Consider the following 19645-nt stretch of genomic DNA (forward strand, 5'->3'; position numbering starts at 1 on the left):
GGGTACCCGTGCCATTGCTGTCATCTGCATCACCGGCAGAATCAACGAGGCACCGGAACAGACGCCAGGATGCTGCCAAGGACGTCGTCAACGTGGATGCCATCCATCTGGGCCTCGGGACGAAGGCCTACCCGGTGCCTGAGGCAAGGCAACGATAGCGCTTTGACGTCGTCAGGCGTCACGAAGGGCCGCCCGGACAACCAGGCCCATGCCTTCGACGTGTTCAGGAGGGCAGTAGCGCCTCGAGGAGAGACGCCCAGCTGGAAGGACGGCGCTGACCTGGTTGCCCGGACTACATCCACAATGTAGGCCAGGATTTCCGGTGCGACGGTCACTTGCGCCACAGCCGCACGAGCGTTGGAAAGCTCGACGGCGCCAGCCACCGCCCGGACGCCGGCCGCGGCGAGGTTTCGGGGGTCGAAGCCACCGGCGTGCCGGCGGATTACTTCGATTTCCTCGGCTCTGCCGGGCAACGGCATGGTCAACTTGAGGAGGAACCTGTCCAGCTGGGCCTCGGGCAGGGGGTAGGTTCCTTCGTATTCCACGGGATTCTGGGTGGCTGCCACGATGAAGGGCATAGGCAGTGGGCGCGATACGCCATCCACGGAAACCTGGCGTTCCTCCATGGCTTCCAGGAGCGAGGCCTGCGTTTTGGGTGGCGTTCGGTTTATTTCATCGGCCAGCAGGATGTTGGTGAAAACGGGCCCTTCCCGGAACGTGAATTCCGATGAATGCGAGTCGTACACCAAGGAGCCCGTGACGTCACCGGGCATGAGGTCCGGGGTGAACTGTACGCGTTTGGTTTCCAGGCTCAGGGCAGTGGACAACGCCCGGACCAACAGCGTCTTGGCGACGCCGGGCACACCTTCCAGCAGGACATGGCCGCCGCAGAGAAGGGCGATGAGCATGCCTGTCACTGTTGGATCCTGGCCGACCACAGCCTTCCCAACTTCGTTCCGGACGTTCAGCAGGGATTGTCGGGCAGGATCCTCCATGCCGCTGCTGTGTAGGCCCTGCTGTGGTCCATTCACCCCAGGTGCATTCACCTGGGGTTCGCCCGCGTGTGCATGGTTTACCTGGTGGGCCGCGCCACCGGAGTATTGGTTGTTGCTGTCCGTATAGTTGTTCGGCTGGTTGCTCATCGGGCCGTTGCCTCCTGCTCGATTCGTTCGATCTGTTGTGCCCACTGCACCAGTTGTCCTTCTGTCTGGGGTTTGGAATCAATTAACGCCCACCGGATTGCCGGTACTTGCCGTCCAAGGCGCCGGGCCACGGCGTCGATAATGGCCTCCCCGGTGGCGTCCGTCCCCAGGTTGAAATGCCTGGCCAACCGGGCGAGGGTTCCTGCCCGCAGATTGTCGGCGGCGCGTTCCACGGCACGTGAATCCTGATAAAGACGTGCACGTCCTTCGGCCGTTTCTGCGGCCTTAACCACCACGGGAAGTGGTTCAAAGACCAACGGTCCCAAGCGTCGTCCGCGCCAGAGGATGGCAAGGATAGCTATGACAGCCAGCCATGGGCCCGCAAAAGCCAGCCACGGCGGTGCGAGCTCGTTGAGCGTCGGGGTGGATCTATCGGACGCTACGTCCGTGATGCCTGGTGTGTACCAGACCAAGTCGGGGCCGCTTCCCAGGGTCCGCATCGCCAATGCGGCGTTGCCAACGGCCGCGAGGTGTTGGTTTTCCAGCAACTCGGTGCTCCCCAGCACAATGATGTGCCCATCGGCCGAGGCCACATAAAGTCCAGGTCCATCGCTGCGGGTGGCGTAGCAAACAACTGGCCCCAGGTACACCGGTCCTTGGGCGGCAACGGGTCCTGCCTGCTCTGCATCTTCCTGGCTGCAGCCCGGTTCAAGGATTTTTGTCGCTTCGGGGACCACACCGCCGGGGCGGAACTCCGGATCGAGGCCATTCAACGTGCGCAGGCGCGGTGCGACCACCACTACCCGCCCGGCCACAGCACTCACATCCTGCAACTGCGATCTATCCAGGAAACCGCGGGGGTCATACAGCAGCAAGGTGGCGTCGCCGTCGGAAAGAGCTGCCAGGGTGTCTTCGAGGTTATCGGTTGGAGTTATGCCCACACCGTGGCGCCCCAGTATTTCGGCCAAGGCCATGGCCCCGTCGGGAGCGGGATTGCGGGTAGATAGCGACCCGGAGTCTTTGGGTGCCGAGAACCGCTCCACCACGAGGAACGTCACGAATGCGGCAAACACTGCCCCCAGCGCAATCCACACCAGGTGCTTTCGGAACCAACTCCACAATGCGCTGGTCCGCCGTCGAGGCAGAGTTCCTCCCTGCAAAGCTTCCGGCACCTGTTCCTGGAGGGTCATCGCGGCACCGCGAATCCCTGCTGGCGTTGGCCAGTGAAGTCAGGGGTTAGGGCGAGGAGGTCCGTATCCAGCTTGCGCAATTCGTCGTAGTCCGGGCGTGTTGCGGCCTGTTCCCCATAGCGGACCGCATCAAACAGGCGGGCGGCATCGACCAACCGGAGTTGAGCAGGGGTGAAGGCCTGGCCCAAGTGGCCTGCAGCCTCATCGGCCGTCCGACCGGCCCGCGCTTCAATGACATCCCGCTCCTCCGCGGAACGCACCAACGCCCGGAACTGATCGATGACGGCGGAAGGCCAGTCGCCGTCGTCGGCCGCGGCAAGGGCACGCTTCCGGTATGTTGCAGCATCCACAGGCGTGTCCTTGCCGTAAATGCCCGTAACGGAGGCTTTTCGCGTGGCGTTCAGCCTCGGACGGACAACGAAGACAGCCACCACGATGAGCACGACAGCCAGGGCGATAATGAGGGGGACAGCCAGGTTGCTTTCCGGCGAAGTTCCGTCCCCTTCCAGGGAGCTGAGCCAGTCCAGGAAATCGCGCCAAAGCTGGTCCAGCCAACTGGGCCGGGCCTGGGCGTACTGCGCCTTGGATAGTTCCTCCTCGGCCCAACGGCGTGCTTCGTCACGGTCCGGGGTCACCGGCGGTTCAGTGCCGGCCAAAGCGGGAATCACAGGGATAAGCGTGTCCCTCATGCCTGCGGCCGGTGCCCGGGAGGAGAGCCTGGCCATTGTCCGCCGCCAGGAGGCCATGTGTTGCCGTGGACCTGCAGGGGAGGACCGCCCGGGATTCCCTCCGGATCCGCCCCGCTTTCCATCAGCCGCATCAACTCCACGTCCAGCCCATCCCGACGCATTCGAAGATCCATGTAGATGAGCGCGGACACGGATGTTTGGAAAGCGAATGTCACAGACCCCACCAAAGCCCCAATGACCATCGAGATCACGGTCGTCAGGATCAGGGTGGAGGCCACTGTCCCGGCGTCCGGGTGGGGAGCGATGACCGATCCAATCGCGGTGGCGGCGAGCGAAGCTGGAATCTGCACTATCTGGGCGATGATTCCCACCATCACGCTCACCAGCAGCGTTATGCCGAAGATGCGCCACCAATTGCTCTTGGTTAACTGCCAGGATCGCAGGAGTCCGTCATAGACGCCGATCCGCTCCACGACGATGGCGGCCGGAGCAAACATGAGCTTCAGCCCAATCCAGACAAAGACGATGATTCCCCCGAAGCCCAAGGGGATGACAATCAACAAGGCCGCCGGACCAAAGGCCGTGAACAACAGCACGGCAATCCCGACGACGGCTGCTGCGGCCAGCAGTCCACCGAAAGTGAGCACGGCTGCTACCCCCAGCAGAGGAAGGATCCGACCGACAGCCAGCTTCCACATTTGCCCGAAGCCTGTCCGTCGGTTGAGGACAGAACGGGAAACCGGAATGACCATGACGCCCTGGAGGACGGCGCCCAGAAAGCCGATCAACACAGAGACTCCCACGGAACCCGCCATGACGGCCAGGAACGGGCCAAAGAATCCCGCCGCATCCCCGCTGAAATCCGTTGTTTCCAAGGAATCCATAAGCTCGTACATGGCCACGGTGACAACACCCAGGAGGGCAGCGGCTGTGGCCTGGACGATCAGGGCTGAACCGAACATCGAGGCTGCATTCCGGCGTATGGTCTGGAAGGAGCCATCGAGTATCTCGCCGAACTGCAGGGGCCTCAAGGGAATGACACCTGGCTTGGGTGGGGCAACGTACATTGGTTGGCCATAGGGGGGACCGCCGGGCGCAGCCGCAGGCCATCCACCCGCCGGGCCTCCCGGAGGGTAGCCCGGCCAGTTGTTGCTACCGCCCTGTGGGGCTGACCACGCGGACGGACCTCCCCACTGGGGCTGGTTGCCCCACGCAGGCTGACCGCCCCACGCAGGCTGACCGCCCGGATATGGCTGCTGGCCGTGCTCTGGCTGTGACACGATTTCCTCCCCAAGAGATCCGGCCCGCCGACATCCGACGTCCCCCACATGGACCTTGGCCCCAAGCCTATAGTCCCGGTGTCCTCCCTCATAGCCTGAGCCCATACTGCCCGGACACCGGATCTACATCGAGCCAAGCGCGGCCGTGCAGTACGGTGGAAGTGCCTTGGGGGACGCCATGCCGTGCGCCCGCCCAACAGGACAAAGGCTTGGCGATAAGGGAATATATAACTATGAAGGCACGCATTCTGGTAGTTGACGACGACGAAGCGCTCGCAGAGATGATTGGTATTGTCCTGCGCAATGATGGCTTCGAGCCCGTATTCTGCGCAGACGGCGGCCAGGCTCTTGAGGTGTTCCGTTCCTCCAAACCCGATTTGGTGCTCCTGGACCTCATGCTGCCGGGTTCGGATGGCATCGAAGTTTGCCGGCAGATTCGTGGAGAATCGGACGTCCCCATTGTCATGCTCACGGCGAAATCGGACACCTCGGATGTTGTTCGAGGTCTTGAATCCGGCGCTGACGACTACGTGCCCAAGCCTTTCAAACCCGCTGAACTCGTGGCTCGTGTCCGTGCGCGCCTTCGGCCGGGCGAACAAAAGGCTCCGGAAACGCTGCGGATTGCTGATGTAACCATCGACGTCGCCGGGCACCTCGTGACCCGCGGTGGAGAGCGCATCTCGCTTACGCCCTTGGAGTTCGACCTCCTGGTGGCATTGGCCCGGAAGCCGTGGCAGGTCTTTACGCGCGAACTTTTGCTTGAACAGGTATGGGGATACCGCCATGCCGCGGACACCCGGTTGGTCAATGTCCATGTTCAGCGTTTGCGCTCCAAGATTGAACGGGATCCGGAAGCGCCCGAAGTTGTATTGACGGTGCGTGGTGTCGGGTATAAAGCAGGTTCCTGAGTCTCCCGCCGGCAAGACCGGCAGCACGGACAAGGACCAGAGCCCGAACGCTCCGGAGCAGCCCGCCCAGGACCAGCCCGCCCAGGACCAGGCCGCCCAGGAACAGGCCCCAGGCCTGGAGCAAACCCCGCAAACTTCGGCGTCCGGGGATTCAGCCTCCGCTCCCAGTGATCCAGTAAGAAGGAACCTTCCCTGGCTGATGTGGCGCGCCCGGATATGGACACGGCGTGGCCTGATTCTGGTTCTCAGGGTTTCCCGCCTCGTCTCGATCGGTGTCCGGCAGATACGGCCGGGTCTTCGCTTCCTCTGGCGTTCTTTGCTGAGGCGGTGGCGGCGGTCACTGGAGTTCAGGACCGTGCTGACGACGCTTCTGCTTGCCGTAACGTCTTTTGCGATCGTCGGAGCGTACCTTTCCAACCAGATAGCCAATAACCTGTTCCAGGAAAGGCTCGCCCAGGCGGAGTCGGAGTCCCGATACAACGTAAAACAGGTTCAGGACACCTTTGACGGCGCACAGGTTACTGATCAATCAAGCGTCATCACGCTGGTCTATGACACGCTAACCGCCGTAGAGGGCCGGGGCTCGGTGATCCAGCGGCGCTACGTTTTTGAAGCCGTGCCGGAACAGACCAAACCCCGTAACCGCTGGGTAGAGTCGCGCGCCTCTGACCAACTCACCGTCCGTGTCATCCCGCCGGAATTGCGAAAGGCCGTCCAGGAAGGCGGGAAGCAACAGTTCTGGGCCTCCATGCAGTTCCCGGTGGGAAACGAGGACCGCCCCGGTATTGCTGTCGGAAACAAAGTGACCTTTAACGGCACTGCCTATGAGTTGTATTTGATCTATGACCTGAACACCGCCCAGAAGACCCTGGACGAAATCCAGAACGTGCTGTGGGCCGGTGGTGCGGCGCTCGTGCTGATGATTGGTGCCATCGCGTGGTACGTCACACGCAATGTCGTCAGCCCTGTGAGCCATGCTGCCGTGGTGTCGGAAAAGCTGGCGGCGGGCCAACTCCAAGAGCGCATGGTGGTCAAGGGTGAGGATGAGGTCGCCAGGCTTGGTGCTTCGTTCAACCATATGGCGGCCAGCCTGCAGGAGCAGATCACCCAGCTCGCCACGTTGTCGCAAATGCAGCAAAGATTCGTCTCGGATGTCTCGCACGAACTTCGCACGCCCTTGACCACCGTTCGCATGGCCGCGGAGGTCCTTTACGACGCCCGTGAAGACTTCGACCCTATGAACAAACGCTCGGCCGAGCTCCTCTATCACCAAGTGGAGCGCTTCCAGTCCTTGTTGTCGGACCTGCTGGAGATTTCGCGCTTCGATGCCGGTGCAGCCATCCTGGACGCCGAACCCCAGGACATCTTCCAAGTGATCTCGCACGTCATGGAGGGCGCAGCACCCGTAGCCTCCGAGTACGGGTCCGAGGTTCGCCTCAACGCCCGTCAGAAGAGCATCATTGTCGAAATGGACTCGCGCAGGATCGACCGGATCCTGAGGAACCTGCTGCTCAACGCCCTTGAGCATGGCGAAGGAAAACCGATCCACATTTCTGTGGCAGCAAACCATGACGCCGTGGCCGTGGCCGTGCGGGACCACGGTATTGGAATGAGCCCAGCGGAAGCTGCCAGGGTTTTCGACCGTTTCTGGCGGGCTGACCCGGCACGCGCCCGAACAACTGGTGGCAGCGGCCTGGGATTGTCCATCGCAGCCGAAGACACCAAGCTCCACAACGGCTGGCTTCAGGCGTGGGGCCGCAAAGGGGCGGGCTCAAACTTCAGGTTGACCTTGCCGCTGAAGCAGGGCGGAACCATCCTCAAGTCGCCCCTTCAGTTGGAACCTGCCGACATCGACTTGCCCGGAGCCGGAAGCGAACGCCAGATGCTTGTCCTGGGCACAGGTTTTGGCAGTACAGACGGCAAATCGGACGTCGGAACGCCTCCTTCGGGTGACGCGGGAAAGGGCGATGGATCATGAGGGTCCTTGGCACCGCACGCAGGCGGGTTTTCGTTGCTGTGCTGGCGGCGCTCATGGTCTTGCTGGCTTCGTGCGCCCAGATTCCCCGGTCCGGTCCAGTGGGAAAAAGCCAGGATGAGGGAGCGGGAAACCCCAATGCCCCTGTCTTCTTCCCCGCAGCACCGCGTGCAGGCTCCACACCTGAAGCCGTCATTGAGGATTTCTATATGGCCGGCAGCGGCTATGAGGACGACTATCCCGTAGCGCGGCAATATTTGACCCAAGCCCAGGCCGTAACGTGGAAGCCGGATAAGCGGGCCATCGTTTTCCGCGGGGCCCGCGTGGTTAAGACGGCTGTGGAGAATGAATACGTCTACGAGGTCGACCTTGCCTACACGGTGGATGCGGACGGAATAGCCACGCAGTTCCCGCCGGGAACCAAGGAGACCATCCCCGTCTCGCTGGAGAAAGTGGAGGGGGAGTGGCGGATCTCCAAGGTTCCGGATGGTACTGCGATTCCGGAAGAGACCTTCAAAGTTATCTACGGCGCCTTCCCCATCTACTTCTACGACCCGACGTTCACGTATGCGGTGCCGGACTACCGGTGGTTCATCAAGAAGAAGACTGTTAAGTCCATGACCAGTGCCCTGCTTGCCGGGCCTGCGCCGTATTTGCGTGGGGCAGTGGTGAGCGCTTTTCCCTCCGGGATGAAGTTGGCCAGGGAATCTGTCCCTGTCGTTTCAGGAGCAGCCCAGGTGGATTTGTCGGCCAAGGAACTGTTCGACGCATCGGCAGAAGACCGCCAACGCATGCAGAACCAGCTGGCCTTAACCTTCAGGGGGCAACCGGACGTCATTAACGTCCAGCTTCGCGCCGACCAGGACCTGGTCCGCGTCGAGGACAACGGGACAGTTCTGCCACCGGTTGTGGACAAGAATGTGCCTGCCCGCCAGGTTGCCGTCAGTAACGGCGACTTGGTCCGCTATGAGAACAACCGGGTTTCGCCATTGCCTGATATTCAGTCGGTTGCAGGTCTCGGCCCCCATTCACCCGCCGAGTCGCCCGTATCCCAAACCGTTGCCTTCCTCAACGGCGACAAAACCACGTTGTACTCCATCGAGCCGGGTCAGCCGGCCCGCCAACTGACTACCCGAAGCACGTTGAGCGGGCCTTCGTTCAGCCCTCATGATTGGGTTTGGACGGCGGGACCAGGCGCCAGCGGGAACACGGAGGTTGTGGCATTCAAGCCCACTGGCGTTGCCCCTGGCATGGCTGTGCCCACGGCGACCATAACGCCCACGTGGCTGTCCGGACGGACCGTCAAGGATTTCCGGATCTCACGCGAAGGTACCCGGGCGCTGGTGATATCCGAGGCGAACGGTAAATCAGTGGTTCAAGTGACGGGCATCGTCCGGAATGCAGACGGCGCGCCCAAGGATCTTACGACTCCAATCACTCTTTTTACCTCCACCTCGCCTGACCAGGGAGTGTGGGTCAACGGATCCACCGTTGCCGTCATGTCCAGTTCGGCTACGGCTACCGTGGTTCCGGAGTTGCTCTCGCTTACCTCGGGGGAGCCGCAGCAACTGGCCCCGTGGGACGGCCTCATGAGCCTGAGCGCAGGTAACGGGTCGGAACAGATCTACGGGCAGTCCACAGCGGGAATTTTTCAACGTGTCGGAAATGGTTGGGAACTTCAGCTCAAGGGCCCAACGGAGCCGGCCTTCCCGGGCTGATCCGGGAGCCGGGCACCCCGGAGGCGCCGCCCCAACACGACGGGGGTTGTTCACATAGCGGGCTGTGGGACTGTTACCGGAACAAAAAGTGCCCAAGGCTACCAGCATGATTGTTTCCCTGAACGACCTCCCGTATGCCGTCAATGGTCCTCGATCCGCCCAACGCATCCAGCGCCGGCTTGACCCGGATGTTGGTGCTCCTGACACGTCAGGACCCCGGCGACGCGGAAAGGACAGGCGCCTGCTTGGGCGCGTGTTTGCCAACCTGCAAGCGGCATTGATGGAGTTGGTTGCACTCCTGGTTCCCGTTGATTGCGTCTGCTGCGGTGTGGAAGACACCGTCCTGTGCAGGCATTGTGCCAAGCGGGTGCGTCAGCTTTGCAGGAAACCCTTCAGGGCCGAACAGGAGTCGCCTGCGCTCGTCGATGTTGATGGCACTGTAAAGCTGGGCGTGGTGGCGGCAGGGCCCTATCGGGATGAACTTTCGCAGTCCCTGTTGTCGTTCAAGCGGTTAGGCCAGTGGCGGCTGGCCGAGGTGTTGGCGCCTTGCCTCGGAAACGCAGTTCGGCTGGCCATTGGTGACCAGCCGGGGTTTTGCGTTGTTGCCGTTCCCAGCAGCGGCAGGGCCTTCCGAAGCCGGGGTTTCAGCCCCGTCCACGTTCTGCTCCGCTGCATGAAGAGACGGGGGATGTTGTCCCGGTGCCCGGCTCTTGATGTGCTTGAGAAGACCGGGAATCTCCTGGAAAACCAGCGGCTGGCCGCATCTTGCAAAGACCTGGTCGGAATTGGCGTCAGGACCCTCCTTGGCAAGGAGGGGAAAGATGGTTCCACGGGCCAAAAAGGACTCGGCAGGGGTGAGCGTGCCAGGCGTGTCCGGGGTTCCATGAGGGTACGACCCCGCTACGGGGAAAAGATCCGTGGGCAAAGATGCCTGATTGTGGACGATGTTCTCACCACTGGAGCCACCCTGGCGGAGGCTGCCCGGGCCGTGTCCGCGGCGGGAGGGATAGTCTGCGGCGCCGTTGTTCTCGCGGCCACGAGGCCACCAGCCTACGCCTCCAATACCGCCGGAGACGAGCCCTCGGATGGGGTTAAGACGCAAACAAAAAATAAGTGGCCAAAGGGTGAATAACTCGTGCCGATGAACTAACGTCGGTTGTGGGTACCAAGAACAGATGTACCTGTCGATAGCGGCTCGGAAAGGGGCTCGACTGTCCGTCAGACCAGCCCCCTACAGCGTCGTTGTCGTGTCACCTGAGTTATTTGGAGGGCACCATGGAGTTCATGATCAGCGGACGAAATCTGACAGTTTCTGACCGCTTTCGCGAATATGCCGGCGAGAAGATCTCAAAGATTGAATCGTTGGGGGACAAAGTCCAGCGAGTCGACGCCAAGGTTTCCAAGGAGACCAACCCCCGGCAAACGCCGGGACAGCTCACCGTTGAAGTGACAGTCCTGGGCCGAGGCCCTGTTATCCGTGCCGAGGCCACAGCCGCTGACAAATTTGCTGCCTTCGATCTTGCGTACAACAAGCTGCTTGAGCGGTTGCGCCGCGCGAAGGACAGGAAGAAGGTGCACCATGGGCGTCACACGCCCAAGGCCGTTCGGGAGGCAACGGCGTCCCTCGAGCCCGCTAGTGCCAGTGAGCCGATCTACGTAGGCGCCAGCAACCAGCAGGAACCTGAACCGCAGGCCGAGGAGCGGTCGCCCTACGACATCGAGAACGATATTCCAGCAGGTGATTCACCCGTTTTGATCCGTCGGAAGGTCTTCCCCGCCGCATCCCTCACTCTCGATGATGCAGTGGACAACATGGAACTGGTGGGGCACAACTTCTACCTGTTCCTGGATAAGGAAACCAATGCACCCTCGGTTGTGTACCGGCGCAGTGGCTGGACTTATGGTGTCATAACCCTCGACTCCACCTGCGAGCCCGGCGAGGAAGCCGTGGAGGAGAAGATCCACGCGTACCGCTCGGATGACCAGGCGGCCACCGCCAAGTAAGGCTTTATCGCACGTGAAAGGACTTCAATGACCGCTTCGCTGAGCCTGTCACAGGCACGGCGGATCGCATTGGCAGCCCAAGGATTGGCGAAAGTCCGGCCCGCCGGCCCCGTGACCCCACGGGCGGTGGGCCGGACCTTTGCACGGATCCAGCTTGTCCAGATCGACTCCGTGAATGTGCTGGCGCGGAGCCACTATCTGCCATTCTTTTCCCGCCTGGGAAACTATGATCCGGCAATCCTTCACTCCATGGCAGGCCGAAAACCCCGCAGAATGATGGAGTACTGGGCTCACGAGGCCAGCTATATCCGTCCGGAGCATTTTCCCGACCTTCTTCTTTGGCAGAAGCGGGCTTGGGTTGGTGCCCATCATATGGAGCCCGCGGTGCGGATCGCCATGGAGGAACGAATCCTCGCGGCCCTGGAGGCTGGACCGCCGATGACGGCATCTGCCTTGACTGCACAACTTGGGCACACCCAGGACGCCGAAAGCGGAAATTGGGGTTGGAACTGGAACGCCGTGAAGCGCGTTCTGGAGCATCTGTTCGAAGAAGGCCGCGTTTCGGCGGCGTCGCGGACACCCCAATTCGAACGTCTCTACACCATTACTTCCAGGGTCCTGCCGGGTTCGGTACACAGCGGGATGGATGCGGATGCCGCCCTTGACCGGCTCATGGATGCAGCCGCCATGGCACACGGCATTGGAACGGTCCGGTGTTTTGCCGATTATTTTCGGACCCCGCTAAAGGCCGGGGAGGCGTCGGTGCAGCGCCTTCTCCAGGCAGGCCGGCTGGAGCGCGTTTCGGTTCGCGGCTGGGAACGGGAAACCTACCGCCACGTCGAGGCCGGATTGCCACGGAGGGCCGAAGGCCGGGCGCTCCTGAGCCCTTTTGACTCGCTGGTCTTCGAACGGCGGCGCCTGGAAGAATTGTTCGGGTTCCACTATCGGATTGAGATCTACACGCCCGCTGCCAAGCGCCGTTTCGGCTACTATGTTCTGCCCTTCCTGCTTCGGGAAGGCATCGTGGCCCGTGTCGATTTGAAGGCTGACAGGGCCGCAGGCCAACTCTTGGTTCGGTCCGCATTTGGTGAGCCAGGAGCGCCGCCCGATACCGCCGTCGAGCTTTCCGCCGAATTGTGGCTCATGGCCCAATGGCTCGGCCTTCAGGAAGTTGTCGTGTGGCCGGTAGGGGATCTCGCGGTTCCACTCTCCGAGGCAGTGAACGGGGGCCCTGAACCAGACGGGCCAGGCAGTCCGCTCACAGGGGAACCGGATAACGTGGCGATACTCTCTCCCGTAGACTGAAACAGCCAGAATTCGGCAGCATGAGACTGGGAGCAATTTCACGTGGCATCACTAATCGAAAAACTTCTCCGCACGGGTGACAAGAAAACACTCAGGCAACTGCGGAACTATGCCGATTCCATCAATGCCCTGGAAGACTCTTTCAAGACGTTCTCTGATGCTGAACTCCGGGAGGAAACAGACCGTTTGCGCTCCCGGCACCAGGACGGCGAGACACTGGACGCGCTCCTGCCTGAGGCCTTTGCTGCGGTCCGTGAGGCCTCATCCCGAACGTTGGGCATGCGGCATTTTGACGTCCAGCTGATGGGTGGCGCCGCCCTCCATCTGGGCAACATCGCCGAAATGAAAACCGGTGAAGGCAAGACCCTCGTGGCAACTGCGCCGGCATACCTCAATGCCCTCACCGGCAAGGGTGTCCACGTCGTCACGGTGAATGATTACCTTGCCGAATACCAGTCCGAGCTCATGGGACGCGTCTACCGCTTCCTTGGCCTGACAAGCGGATGCATCCTCTCCAACCAGGATCCGTCAGTGCGTCGGCAGCAGTACGCCGCGGACATCACCTACGGGACAAACAACGAATTTGGCTTCGACTATTTGCGCGACAACATGGCCTGGGACGCCAGTGAACTCGTTCAGCGGGGGCACAACTTCGCCATTGTGGATGAAGTTGACTCGATTCTGATCGATGAAGCGCGTACCCCGCTCATCATTTCGGGTCCGGCCCAAGGCGATACGAACCGCTGGTACAGCGAATTCGCAAAGGTCGTACTCCGGCTACAGCCGGAAGTTGACTACGAAGTCGATGAGAAGAAGCGGACTGTTGGTGTCCTGGAAGCCGGAATTGAAAAGGTGGAGGACTACCTCGGTATCCAGAACCTGTACGAATCGGCCAACACCCCGCTCATTGGTTTCCTGAACAACGCCATCAAGGCGAAGGAACTCTTCAAGCGCGACAAGGATTACGTCATCCTCGACGGCGAGGTCCTGATTGTTGACGAGCACACGGGCCGTATCCTCGCCGGGCGACGATACAACGAAGGCATGCACCAGGCCATCGAGGCCAAGGAAAACGTCGAGATCAAGGCCGAAAACCAGACCCTGGCAACGGTAACGCTGCAGAACTACTTCCGCATGTATTCGAAGCTGTCAGGTATGACGGGTACGGCCGAGACCGAGGCAGCCGAGTTCATGAGCACGTACAAACTCGGAGTTGTGCCCATTCCCACCAACCGGGACATGCAGCGCATTGACCAGTCGGACCTCGTCTATAAGAACGAGGTCGTCAAGTTCGACGCTGTCGTCAAGGACATTGCGGAACGCCACGAAAAGGGCCAGCCCGTACTGGTTGGCACCACCAGCGTTGAGAAGAGCGAATATCTCTCCAAGCTGCTGGCAAAGGAAGGTATCCGCCACGAGGTCCTCAACGCAAAGAACCACGCACGGGAAGCCTCCATCGTTGCCCAGGCCGGACGTAAGGGTGCCGTCACGGTAGCAACCAACATGGCAGGCCGCGGTACCGACATCATGCTTGGTGGCAACGCCGAATTCACTGCGATCGCAGACCTCGCCAAGAGGGGCCTGGACCCGGAGGAGAACTCGGAAGAGTACGAGGCAGCATGGCCGGAGGCACTTGCAGCGGCCAAGCAGGCGGTCAAGGACGAGCACGAGGAAGTACTGGACCTTGGCGGCCTCTACGTGCTGGGCACCGAACGCCACGAGTCCCGCCGGATTGATAATCAGCTGCGGGGCCGCTCCGGACGCCAGGGAGACCCCGGGGAATCACGTTTCTACCTTTCATTGACCGACGACCTCATGAGGCTGTTCAATTCCGGTGCTGCCGAGCGGCTCATGAACAGTTCGGTGCCCGACGACGTCGCGCTGGAATCAAAGCTTGTTTCCCGCGCCATTGCCTCGGCCCAGGGCCAGGTGGAAGCGCGTAACGCGGAGCAGCGCAAGAACGTCCTCAAGTACGACGACGTCTTGAACCGCCAGCGTGAAGCGATCTACGGGGACCGTCGTCGGATCCTCGAAGGCGATGACCTCCACGAAAAAGTGCAGTTCTTCCTGGAAGACACCATCAGCGCGCTTATCGACTCCGCCACAGCGGAAGGCAACGGCGATGACTGGGACTTCAACCAGTTGTGGTCCAACCTGAAGACGTTGTACCCAGCCACCGTAACTGCTCAGGAAATCATTGATGAAGCCGGCGGCAAGTCCAGGGTCACTGCCGAATTCCTCAAGGAAGAGATCCTCTCTGATGCGCGGCTTGTGTACCAGGCCCGTGAAGAAGCCATTGGCTCTGAAAGCATGCGGGAGCTGGAACGCCGCGTCGTTCTCTCGGTGCTTGGGCGTAAATGGCAAGAACACCTGTACGAGATGGACTACCTCAAAGAGGGCATCGGGCTGCGGGCCATGGCTCAACGCGATCCGCTGGTAGAGTACCAGCGCGAAGGCTTCGTGATGTTCCAAAGCATGATGGAAGCTATCCGCGAGGAAAGCATTGGTTTCCTCTACAACCTTGAAGTTGAAGTGACCCCCGCCGAAGATGTCGTTGTTGCCGACGATACTGCGGCAGGTGCACACACCGAGCACCACGATCCCCAGATCCGGGCTGCCGGTCTGGAGACACCCGAAAAGCCGGCGCAATTGCAGTACACAGCTCCAGGCGAGGACGGGGCAAGCCAGACCCGCATCGAGGGTCGCTCCTCGGGCCGGTCCGGTAATCCTGCCAAAGCAGCCACCCAGGAGCAGCGCAAGACCGCCAAGAAGAAGCGGCGCTGATCCAGCCTCCCTTATGAGAAAGGACCCCGGACACAAATCCGGGGTCTTTTTTCGTAGATACGCTGCCTCCAGGTTAAGGCAACCAGCTTGGCTTAGGGGTGCCTGGTCACGTGCGCTGATCCACGCGGGTGCCCAGCCAATCGGGTGCCTAGCCAATCGGGTGCCTAGCCAATCGGGTGCCTAGCCAATAAGGTGCTTAGCCAATCTCCAGGGCGGTGACCTGCCATGTCCCCTCGGACTGTTCCAACCTCATGGCAATAGCGCGGGAGCGCTGCTCCTCAGAGACAACGATGCTGACCTCGTAGATGGAGTCTGAAATGGCGCAAGCACGGACGGAGCGGACCATTGGGCTTCTGTGTATTTGAAGCGAGCCGCGGGTACGTGCAGCGTGTTGGCGTGTCAGTGCGGCCCGATGCTGGAGCGAAAGGAAGCATGGCGCATCGAGGGATCTGGACAGCTGGAGGGCCGACCTTGTCCCGGCAAGTACCTCTACTGCGGCTTGGGCGATGCTTCGTGCCACTAGCCTTACGTCAAGGGTAGAAGCGTCGGCTCCTGCATTCGTTGCGGAACGTTTGGTTCTTTGGCGGTCTGCGTGGCGGCGTGCAGTTACAGCAGTCATGGTCAATCCTCATGAGTTCACTCTGTGAGCCGTTGCGCGGGCATCGCTTGGCTCAGGTTGCTACGTCTGGGATGACAATGGGACTGGTCTTACCTTTTGAACGAATGCCCCTGAGTGGGTGCCGTTCAGTTCAGTCGGATTCTTAATGGGCGGCGAAGACCCTTAGCTTGGCGTTGGGGGCTGCAGCACTTGCCCTGCTCGCAGGGTCGAAGGGTCGTCGCCAATGATCCTTCGGTTGACTGAATACCAACTGGGCCAATGCAGGGCGATGTCAACGTCTGTCGCCAAGGGTCCAAGGCTGGCTGCGGCAATGGACCACAGCGTGTCACCCGGTTTGACGACAATGCCGGCCTCAGCGGGGTGTCCAAACGTCATCCCGCGAGAGCCCGGACGCGACAGGAGGCCGGGTTCAACTATGGGTGGACGTGGCTGCCAGGCGGGCTCTGGCCTTGCCTCATGGTTTTCTTCGGTGTTTCGCGCTGGAACCTCCACAGCGGGCACGGGTCCTTGTGTGCCAGCTGATGGATGCCACGCTGCCATGGATGTGCCGCCACTGGAAGTGGCTTGCCATTGAGGTTCCGGCATTGCGGCTGCCTGTGCCGCCTGAACTCCTAGGAAATTCAGGCTTAGAAGGGCACATGCCAGCCTCAGCATGAAGGCAGGACTGAACTTGGCGATGGCGTTGGCGCTGCCGCTCCTTCCCGTGCCATGCAAAACCGCGGCCCAAGCTGCGAGCCCAAGTGAGAGGATCCACCAGGACACAATGGCAATTCCCGCGGCGCTGGATGCAAGGGCGAGGAGGTGCTCGAACGTACTTCTCTGTCCGTGGGCCACATCCATCTGCCACTGCCCCAAGAGGGTTTGCCCAACGATTACCAGCAAAAGTCCCAGCGCGAGGAGCACGCTAGCCATTGCGGCGTCGTGGCGGATCCTTGGTGGATCGCTGCTCATTCTTACCCTTTCGGCTCTTTAGTGCAGTTTGATGTCATTTAGTGCTGTTTGCCAATTCTCAGCACAGTCGAAGGACTTTGTCCAATCATGACGGGAAAATCCGATTGCGGTTGGAGCCACGCGCTACGGGTCCTATTGTGACCATATGAGATGGGACTCTCTCTTTGAAGATCTGGAAGCGCAGTTTTCTGCTGAGCGCACCTTGGCCCGTGAATCGGAAATATCCGAGCGCGTGCGGGTCGAGCTCGCCGGTTTGGACCTTGCGGACAGGCTTCGGGGAGTCGCCGGAGCTGAGCTCGCATTGGTGCTGGGCAGCGGCATTTCCCTCCGGGGAACCCTGGGCCACATCGGTGGGGACTGGTTCGTATTGAACGACAACGGACGGCAATGGCTCATTCCATGCGCATCGGTAAGTCATTACTACGGACTCGGAAGATTGGCTAGAAAACCCGTCTCCCAGGTCCAAAGTTCGATTAGTCTTGCCAGCGCCCTCCGGGGGCTCTCCCGAGACAGGGCGCCGGTGACAGTGGTGTTGGCCGCCGGTCCGGCGGGAGACCACAGGCTCCATGGTGTCATCGACAGGGTCGGACGGGACCATTTCGATTTTGCCGATACACGGGGCGAGGTACGGCGGGGCGGTGCTGTGGCTGCCGTGAGGACTATTCCCTTCACATCACTTGCGGCCCTGTGCTCAAGCGGGAACCAAGGACTCTAGCCGTTCATAGGCGTGTTTGGCGCCTCCACGCTAGCTCGACTTGGACTTGGCCTCTTCAATCATGCGGCTGGCCTCGGCATACCGCTCCTCGATGTATTGCTCCAACATCTTTTCCTCGATGCGCCATTGTCCGCGCCCTCCGACCTGGATGGCTTTCAGCTCACCGCTGCGTACCAGGGCGTAGGCCTGCGGCGAATTTATCTGGAGCTGTTCGGCGACGTCCGCCAGAGTCAGGAATCGGGGCATGCGACTATTTTGGCATCTGTTGGCACCGTTTGGCACAGTTATCCACAATTTCCCATGATTTGGCGTTCTTGACTTTGGCTTCCGACGCGTCACGGCAACAATGAAGAGGCGGCGCGGACAACCATGCCATGAAACTTCAATGGGGGAGCAGAAAGAATGGATCCGAGTACAGGCGGGGCCGGCAACAGGTTGAAGAAGCCATCCTGGAAGGATCCACGGCTGCTGGTGGGAGTGCTGCTCATGCTTGTATCCGTCGCCGGAGTCATCTCGGTTGTTAGCACCGCTGATCGGACCACACAGGTTTATGCAGCACGGGAGGGCATTGCCGTTGGCCAAACCGTGGGGCCGGGGGATCTAACCATCGTCCAGGTTCGCTTGGACGACGTCGAGTCCGCCTACGTTACCGTGGAGGGTGGAATTGCCCAGGGCAAGGTGGCGCTGCAGAGAATTGAGAAGGGCCAACTCGTTCCACAGAAGAGCCTCGGGCAGGCTGACGGCCTGAACCGCAAGCCTGTTGCCATATCAATGGATGAGTCACTTCCAGCGCAGGCAGTTCCCGGGGCGAAGGTGGACGTCTGGGTGGCCATGCCTGGCTCGCAAAACGCTTTTGAAGAACCACAGCTATTGCTGCCTGGTGCCGAAATCGCAGAGGTAACAGCGGGTTCCGGTGCCCTAGGAGCCTCAAAAACAACGGTCGTGCTCGTGCTGGTTACGGACAAACAGATGCCGAAGCTGCTGGGTGCAAAGGCAAACGCCGCCAAGGTATCTGTAGTTTGGAACCCCGCGGGCGTCAGTCAATGAGCATCCCTGTCATAACTGTTGGCCAGGCACAGGAAGCGGTGGTTGGCGGGCTGGAGCGATTGCATGGCCCCGTGACGGTGGTCCGCCGGTGTTCAGAGCTTGCGGAGTTGATGGCTGCCTGCCAAAGCGGCCTTGCCCTGGCGGCAGTCGTCGCGGAAGGCTGCGAAGAACTAACCGCTACATTGGTGGATCGGCTGGCTGCCGTGGGTGTGTCCATTCTCGCCTTGACTGTGGACCCGGTGGAGATCTCGAGGCTCACTGCCATTGGTGTAGTAACTGCGTCCACCGATATTGAGCCCGCTGCCCTTGCCGTGAGGATTTCCGATGCAGTGGGTCGCCACGGTGGGCCGCTCCGCGCCCGCAAATTTCCCGACGCCGGCTTCGCAGACTCATCTGCGGGATTCCAGTTGGCGCCGGAACCGCGCGAAACCGAAGCGGCCGGATCGGGGAGGGTAATAGCAGTGTGGGGCCCAACTGGCGCCCCGGGAAGAACCCTGGTTGCAGTAAACATGGCTGCCGAGTTGGCGGCCGAAGGCAAGTCCGTGATTCTTGTGGATGCTGACAGCTACGGTGCGAGCGTGTCGGCCATGCTGGGGCTGTTGGAGGAGTCGGCCGGACTCGCCCAGGCCTGCAGGCTCGCTGACCAAGGATTACTGGATTCGGATGCACTGGACCGGGCTGCTACGCCTGTCTTCACCAAGAGCGGTGGATTTCGAGTACTCACTGGAACCACAAGGGCGGACCGCTGGACTGAGCTGAGGGCCTCTGCACTTTCGCTTGTCCTTGAAAGGGCCAGGCAGGTTGCCGAGGTAGTTGTCGTGGACACCGGCTTCTGCCTGGAGGCAGATGAGGAATTGAGCTTTGACACGATTGCGCCACGCCGCAATGGCGCTACCTTACGCAGTTTGGAGCTGGCGGACGAGGTTTTTGCCGTGGGGGCTGCCGACGCGATCGGCGTTCCGCGGTTGGTCCGTGGCCTGGCCGAGCTCGAAGCTGCGGTTCCGCACGCAACACCACGCGTGCTCCTCAACAAAGTTAAGCGGGCGTCGGCGGGCCGTTCGCCCAGGCAGCAATTATCCGAGGCATGGGAGCGCTTCGGCCCTGGGCATGGCATTGATGCCTACTTACCTGCAGACGCGGAAGCGTGCGATGCTGCCCTATTGTCGGGGTCTGTCCTGTTGGAATCATCGCCCGACTCTCCCTTGCGAAAAGCCATTGCGGGGCTGGTCTGTGCACCTATCCAGCAAAATCGCAAATCCCTTGGCCGATCTACCAGAGCCTTCGGCCTGCTTAAGCGCTAGGCTCGCCATGTGGGCTG

General features: G+C 61.0%; 17 protein-coding genes. 10 read left to right on the plus strand and 7 right to left on the minus strand.

What is annotated here, in order from left to right; all coding sequences use genetic code 11:
* Positions 1 to 41 precede the first annotated feature (41 nt).
* Genes AC6I97_RS09860 through AC6I97_RS09875 form a run of 4 tightly spaced genes read right to left on the minus strand, consistent with a single transcriptional unit; the run spans position 42 to position 4088 of the window.
* Entirely contained in the window at positions 42 to 1142 is a 1101-nt protein-coding gene (locus AC6I97_RS09860; RefSeq protein ID WP_497944792.1) for an AAA family ATPase, read from the minus strand.
* Positions 1139 to 2332, minus strand: coding sequence for a DUF4350 domain-containing protein (locus tag AC6I97_RS09865; RefSeq protein WP_497944793.1), 1194 nt, complete (start codon positions 2330 to 2332; stop codon positions 1139 to 1141). Before AC6I97_RS09865 ends, AC6I97_RS09860 begins: the two co-directional genes overlap by 4 nt.
* Positions 2329 to 3021, minus strand: coding sequence for a DUF4129 domain-containing protein (locus AC6I97_RS09870; RefSeq protein WP_497944794.1), 693 nt, complete (start codon positions 3019 to 3021; stop codon positions 2329 to 2331). The genes AC6I97_RS09865 and AC6I97_RS09870 overlap by 4 nt, the downstream gene beginning before the upstream one ends.
* Entirely contained in the window at positions 3018 to 4088 is a 1071-nt protein-coding gene (locus AC6I97_RS09875) for a DUF7847 domain-containing protein (protein WP_497944795.1), read from the minus strand. Before AC6I97_RS09875 ends, AC6I97_RS09870 begins: the two co-directional genes overlap by 4 nt.
* A gap of 446 nt (positions 4089 to 4534) precedes the next feature.
* Between AC6I97_RS09875 and mtrA the strand changes: the two genes are divergently transcribed.
* From mtrA to secA, 7 genes are all read left to right on the plus strand, one after another.
* On the plus strand, positions 4535 to 5209 hold the full coding sequence (gene mtrA / locus AC6I97_RS09880; protein WP_144649950.1) for an MtrAB system response regulator MtrA: 675 nt from the start codon (positions 4535 to 4537) through the stop codon (positions 5207 to 5209).
* 199 nt (positions 5210 to 5408) lie between these two features.
* Complete coding sequence (gene mtrB / locus AC6I97_RS09885; protein ID WP_497947016.1) at positions 5409 to 7187, plus strand: MtrAB system histidine kinase MtrB; 1779 nt, start codon at positions 5409 to 5411, stop codon at positions 7185 to 7187.
* Positions 7184 to 8902: an LpqB family beta-propeller domain-containing protein gene (locus AC6I97_RS09890; RefSeq protein WP_224088087.1), complete on the plus strand. Its 1719-nt coding sequence runs from the start codon at positions 7184 to 7186 to the stop codon at positions 8900 to 8902. Before mtrB ends, AC6I97_RS09890 begins: the two co-directional genes overlap by 4 nt.
* Positions 8903 to 9785: 883 nt before the next feature.
* The gene (locus AC6I97_RS09895; RefSeq protein WP_224164759.1) at positions 9786 to 10034 is read left to right on the plus strand and encodes a phosphoribosyltransferase; all 249 of its coding nucleotides are present in this window, start codon (positions 9786 to 9788) and stop codon (positions 10032 to 10034) included.
* Positions 10035 to 10177: 143 nt separating this feature from the next.
* Positions 10178 to 10906 carry a ribosome hibernation-promoting factor, HPF/YfiA family gene (gene hpf / locus AC6I97_RS09900; RefSeq protein ID WP_224088085.1) on the plus strand — a complete coding sequence of 243 codons (729 nt, stop codon included), beginning with the start codon at positions 10178 to 10180 and terminating at the stop codon, positions 10904 to 10906.
* Positions 10907 to 10933: 27 nt separating this feature from the next.
* Positions 10934 to 12211 carry a winged helix-turn-helix domain-containing protein gene (locus AC6I97_RS09905; protein ID WP_224164758.1) on the plus strand — a complete coding sequence of 426 codons (1278 nt, stop codon included), beginning with the start codon at positions 10934 to 10936 and terminating at the stop codon, positions 12209 to 12211.
* A 42-nt stretch (positions 12212 to 12253) separates the two neighbouring features.
* The gene (gene secA / locus AC6I97_RS09910; protein WP_497944796.1) at positions 12254 to 14995 is read left to right on the plus strand and encodes a preprotein translocase subunit SecA; all 2742 of its coding nucleotides are present in this window, start codon (positions 12254 to 12256) and stop codon (positions 14993 to 14995) included.
* 196 nt (positions 14996 to 15191) lie between these two features.
* Here the strand turns inward: secA and AC6I97_RS09915 are convergent, their stop codons facing one another.
* Both AC6I97_RS09915 and AC6I97_RS09920 read right to left on the minus strand, forming a co-directional pair.
* Positions 15192 to 15614, minus strand: coding sequence for an Rv3235 family protein (locus AC6I97_RS09915; RefSeq protein ID WP_224088081.1), 423 nt, complete (start codon positions 15612 to 15614; stop codon positions 15192 to 15194).
* 162 nt (positions 15615 to 15776) lie between these two features.
* Positions 15777 to 16565, minus strand: coding sequence for a LysM peptidoglycan-binding domain-containing protein (locus AC6I97_RS09920; protein ID WP_497944797.1), 789 nt, complete (start codon positions 16563 to 16565; stop codon positions 15777 to 15779).
* Positions 16566 to 16710: 145 nt separating this feature from the next.
* Between AC6I97_RS09920 and AC6I97_RS09925 the strand changes: the two genes are divergently transcribed.
* Positions 16711 to 17280, plus strand: coding sequence for a hypothetical protein (locus tag AC6I97_RS09925; protein ID WP_497944798.1), 570 nt, complete (start codon positions 16711 to 16713; stop codon positions 17278 to 17280).
* A 30-nt stretch (positions 17281 to 17310) separates the two neighbouring features.
* Here AC6I97_RS09925 and AC6I97_RS09930 read toward each other — a convergent pair whose 3' ends face one another.
* Positions 17311 to 17526, minus strand: coding sequence for a helix-turn-helix domain-containing protein (locus AC6I97_RS09930; RefSeq protein ID WP_216924027.1), 216 nt, complete (start codon positions 17524 to 17526; stop codon positions 17311 to 17313).
* 156 nt (positions 17527 to 17682) lie between these two features.
* On the opposite strand from AC6I97_RS09930, the gene AC6I97_RS09935 reads away from it, so the two are divergent.
* Together AC6I97_RS09935 and AC6I97_RS09940 are read left to right on the plus strand one after the other, a co-directional pair.
* Positions 17683 to 18327, plus strand: coding sequence for an SAF domain-containing protein (locus AC6I97_RS09935; protein WP_224088074.1), 645 nt, complete (start codon positions 17683 to 17685; stop codon positions 18325 to 18327).
* Positions 18324 to 19628, plus strand: coding sequence for a CpaE/TadZ family protein (locus tag AC6I97_RS09940; protein WP_497944799.1), 1305 nt, complete (start codon positions 18324 to 18326; stop codon positions 19626 to 19628). The genes AC6I97_RS09935 and AC6I97_RS09940 overlap by 4 nt, the downstream gene beginning before the upstream one ends.
* Positions 19629 to 19645: the final 17 nt, after the last annotated feature.

It is taken from the genome of Arthrobacter sp. TmtSoilC48 (assembly GCF_059739425.1).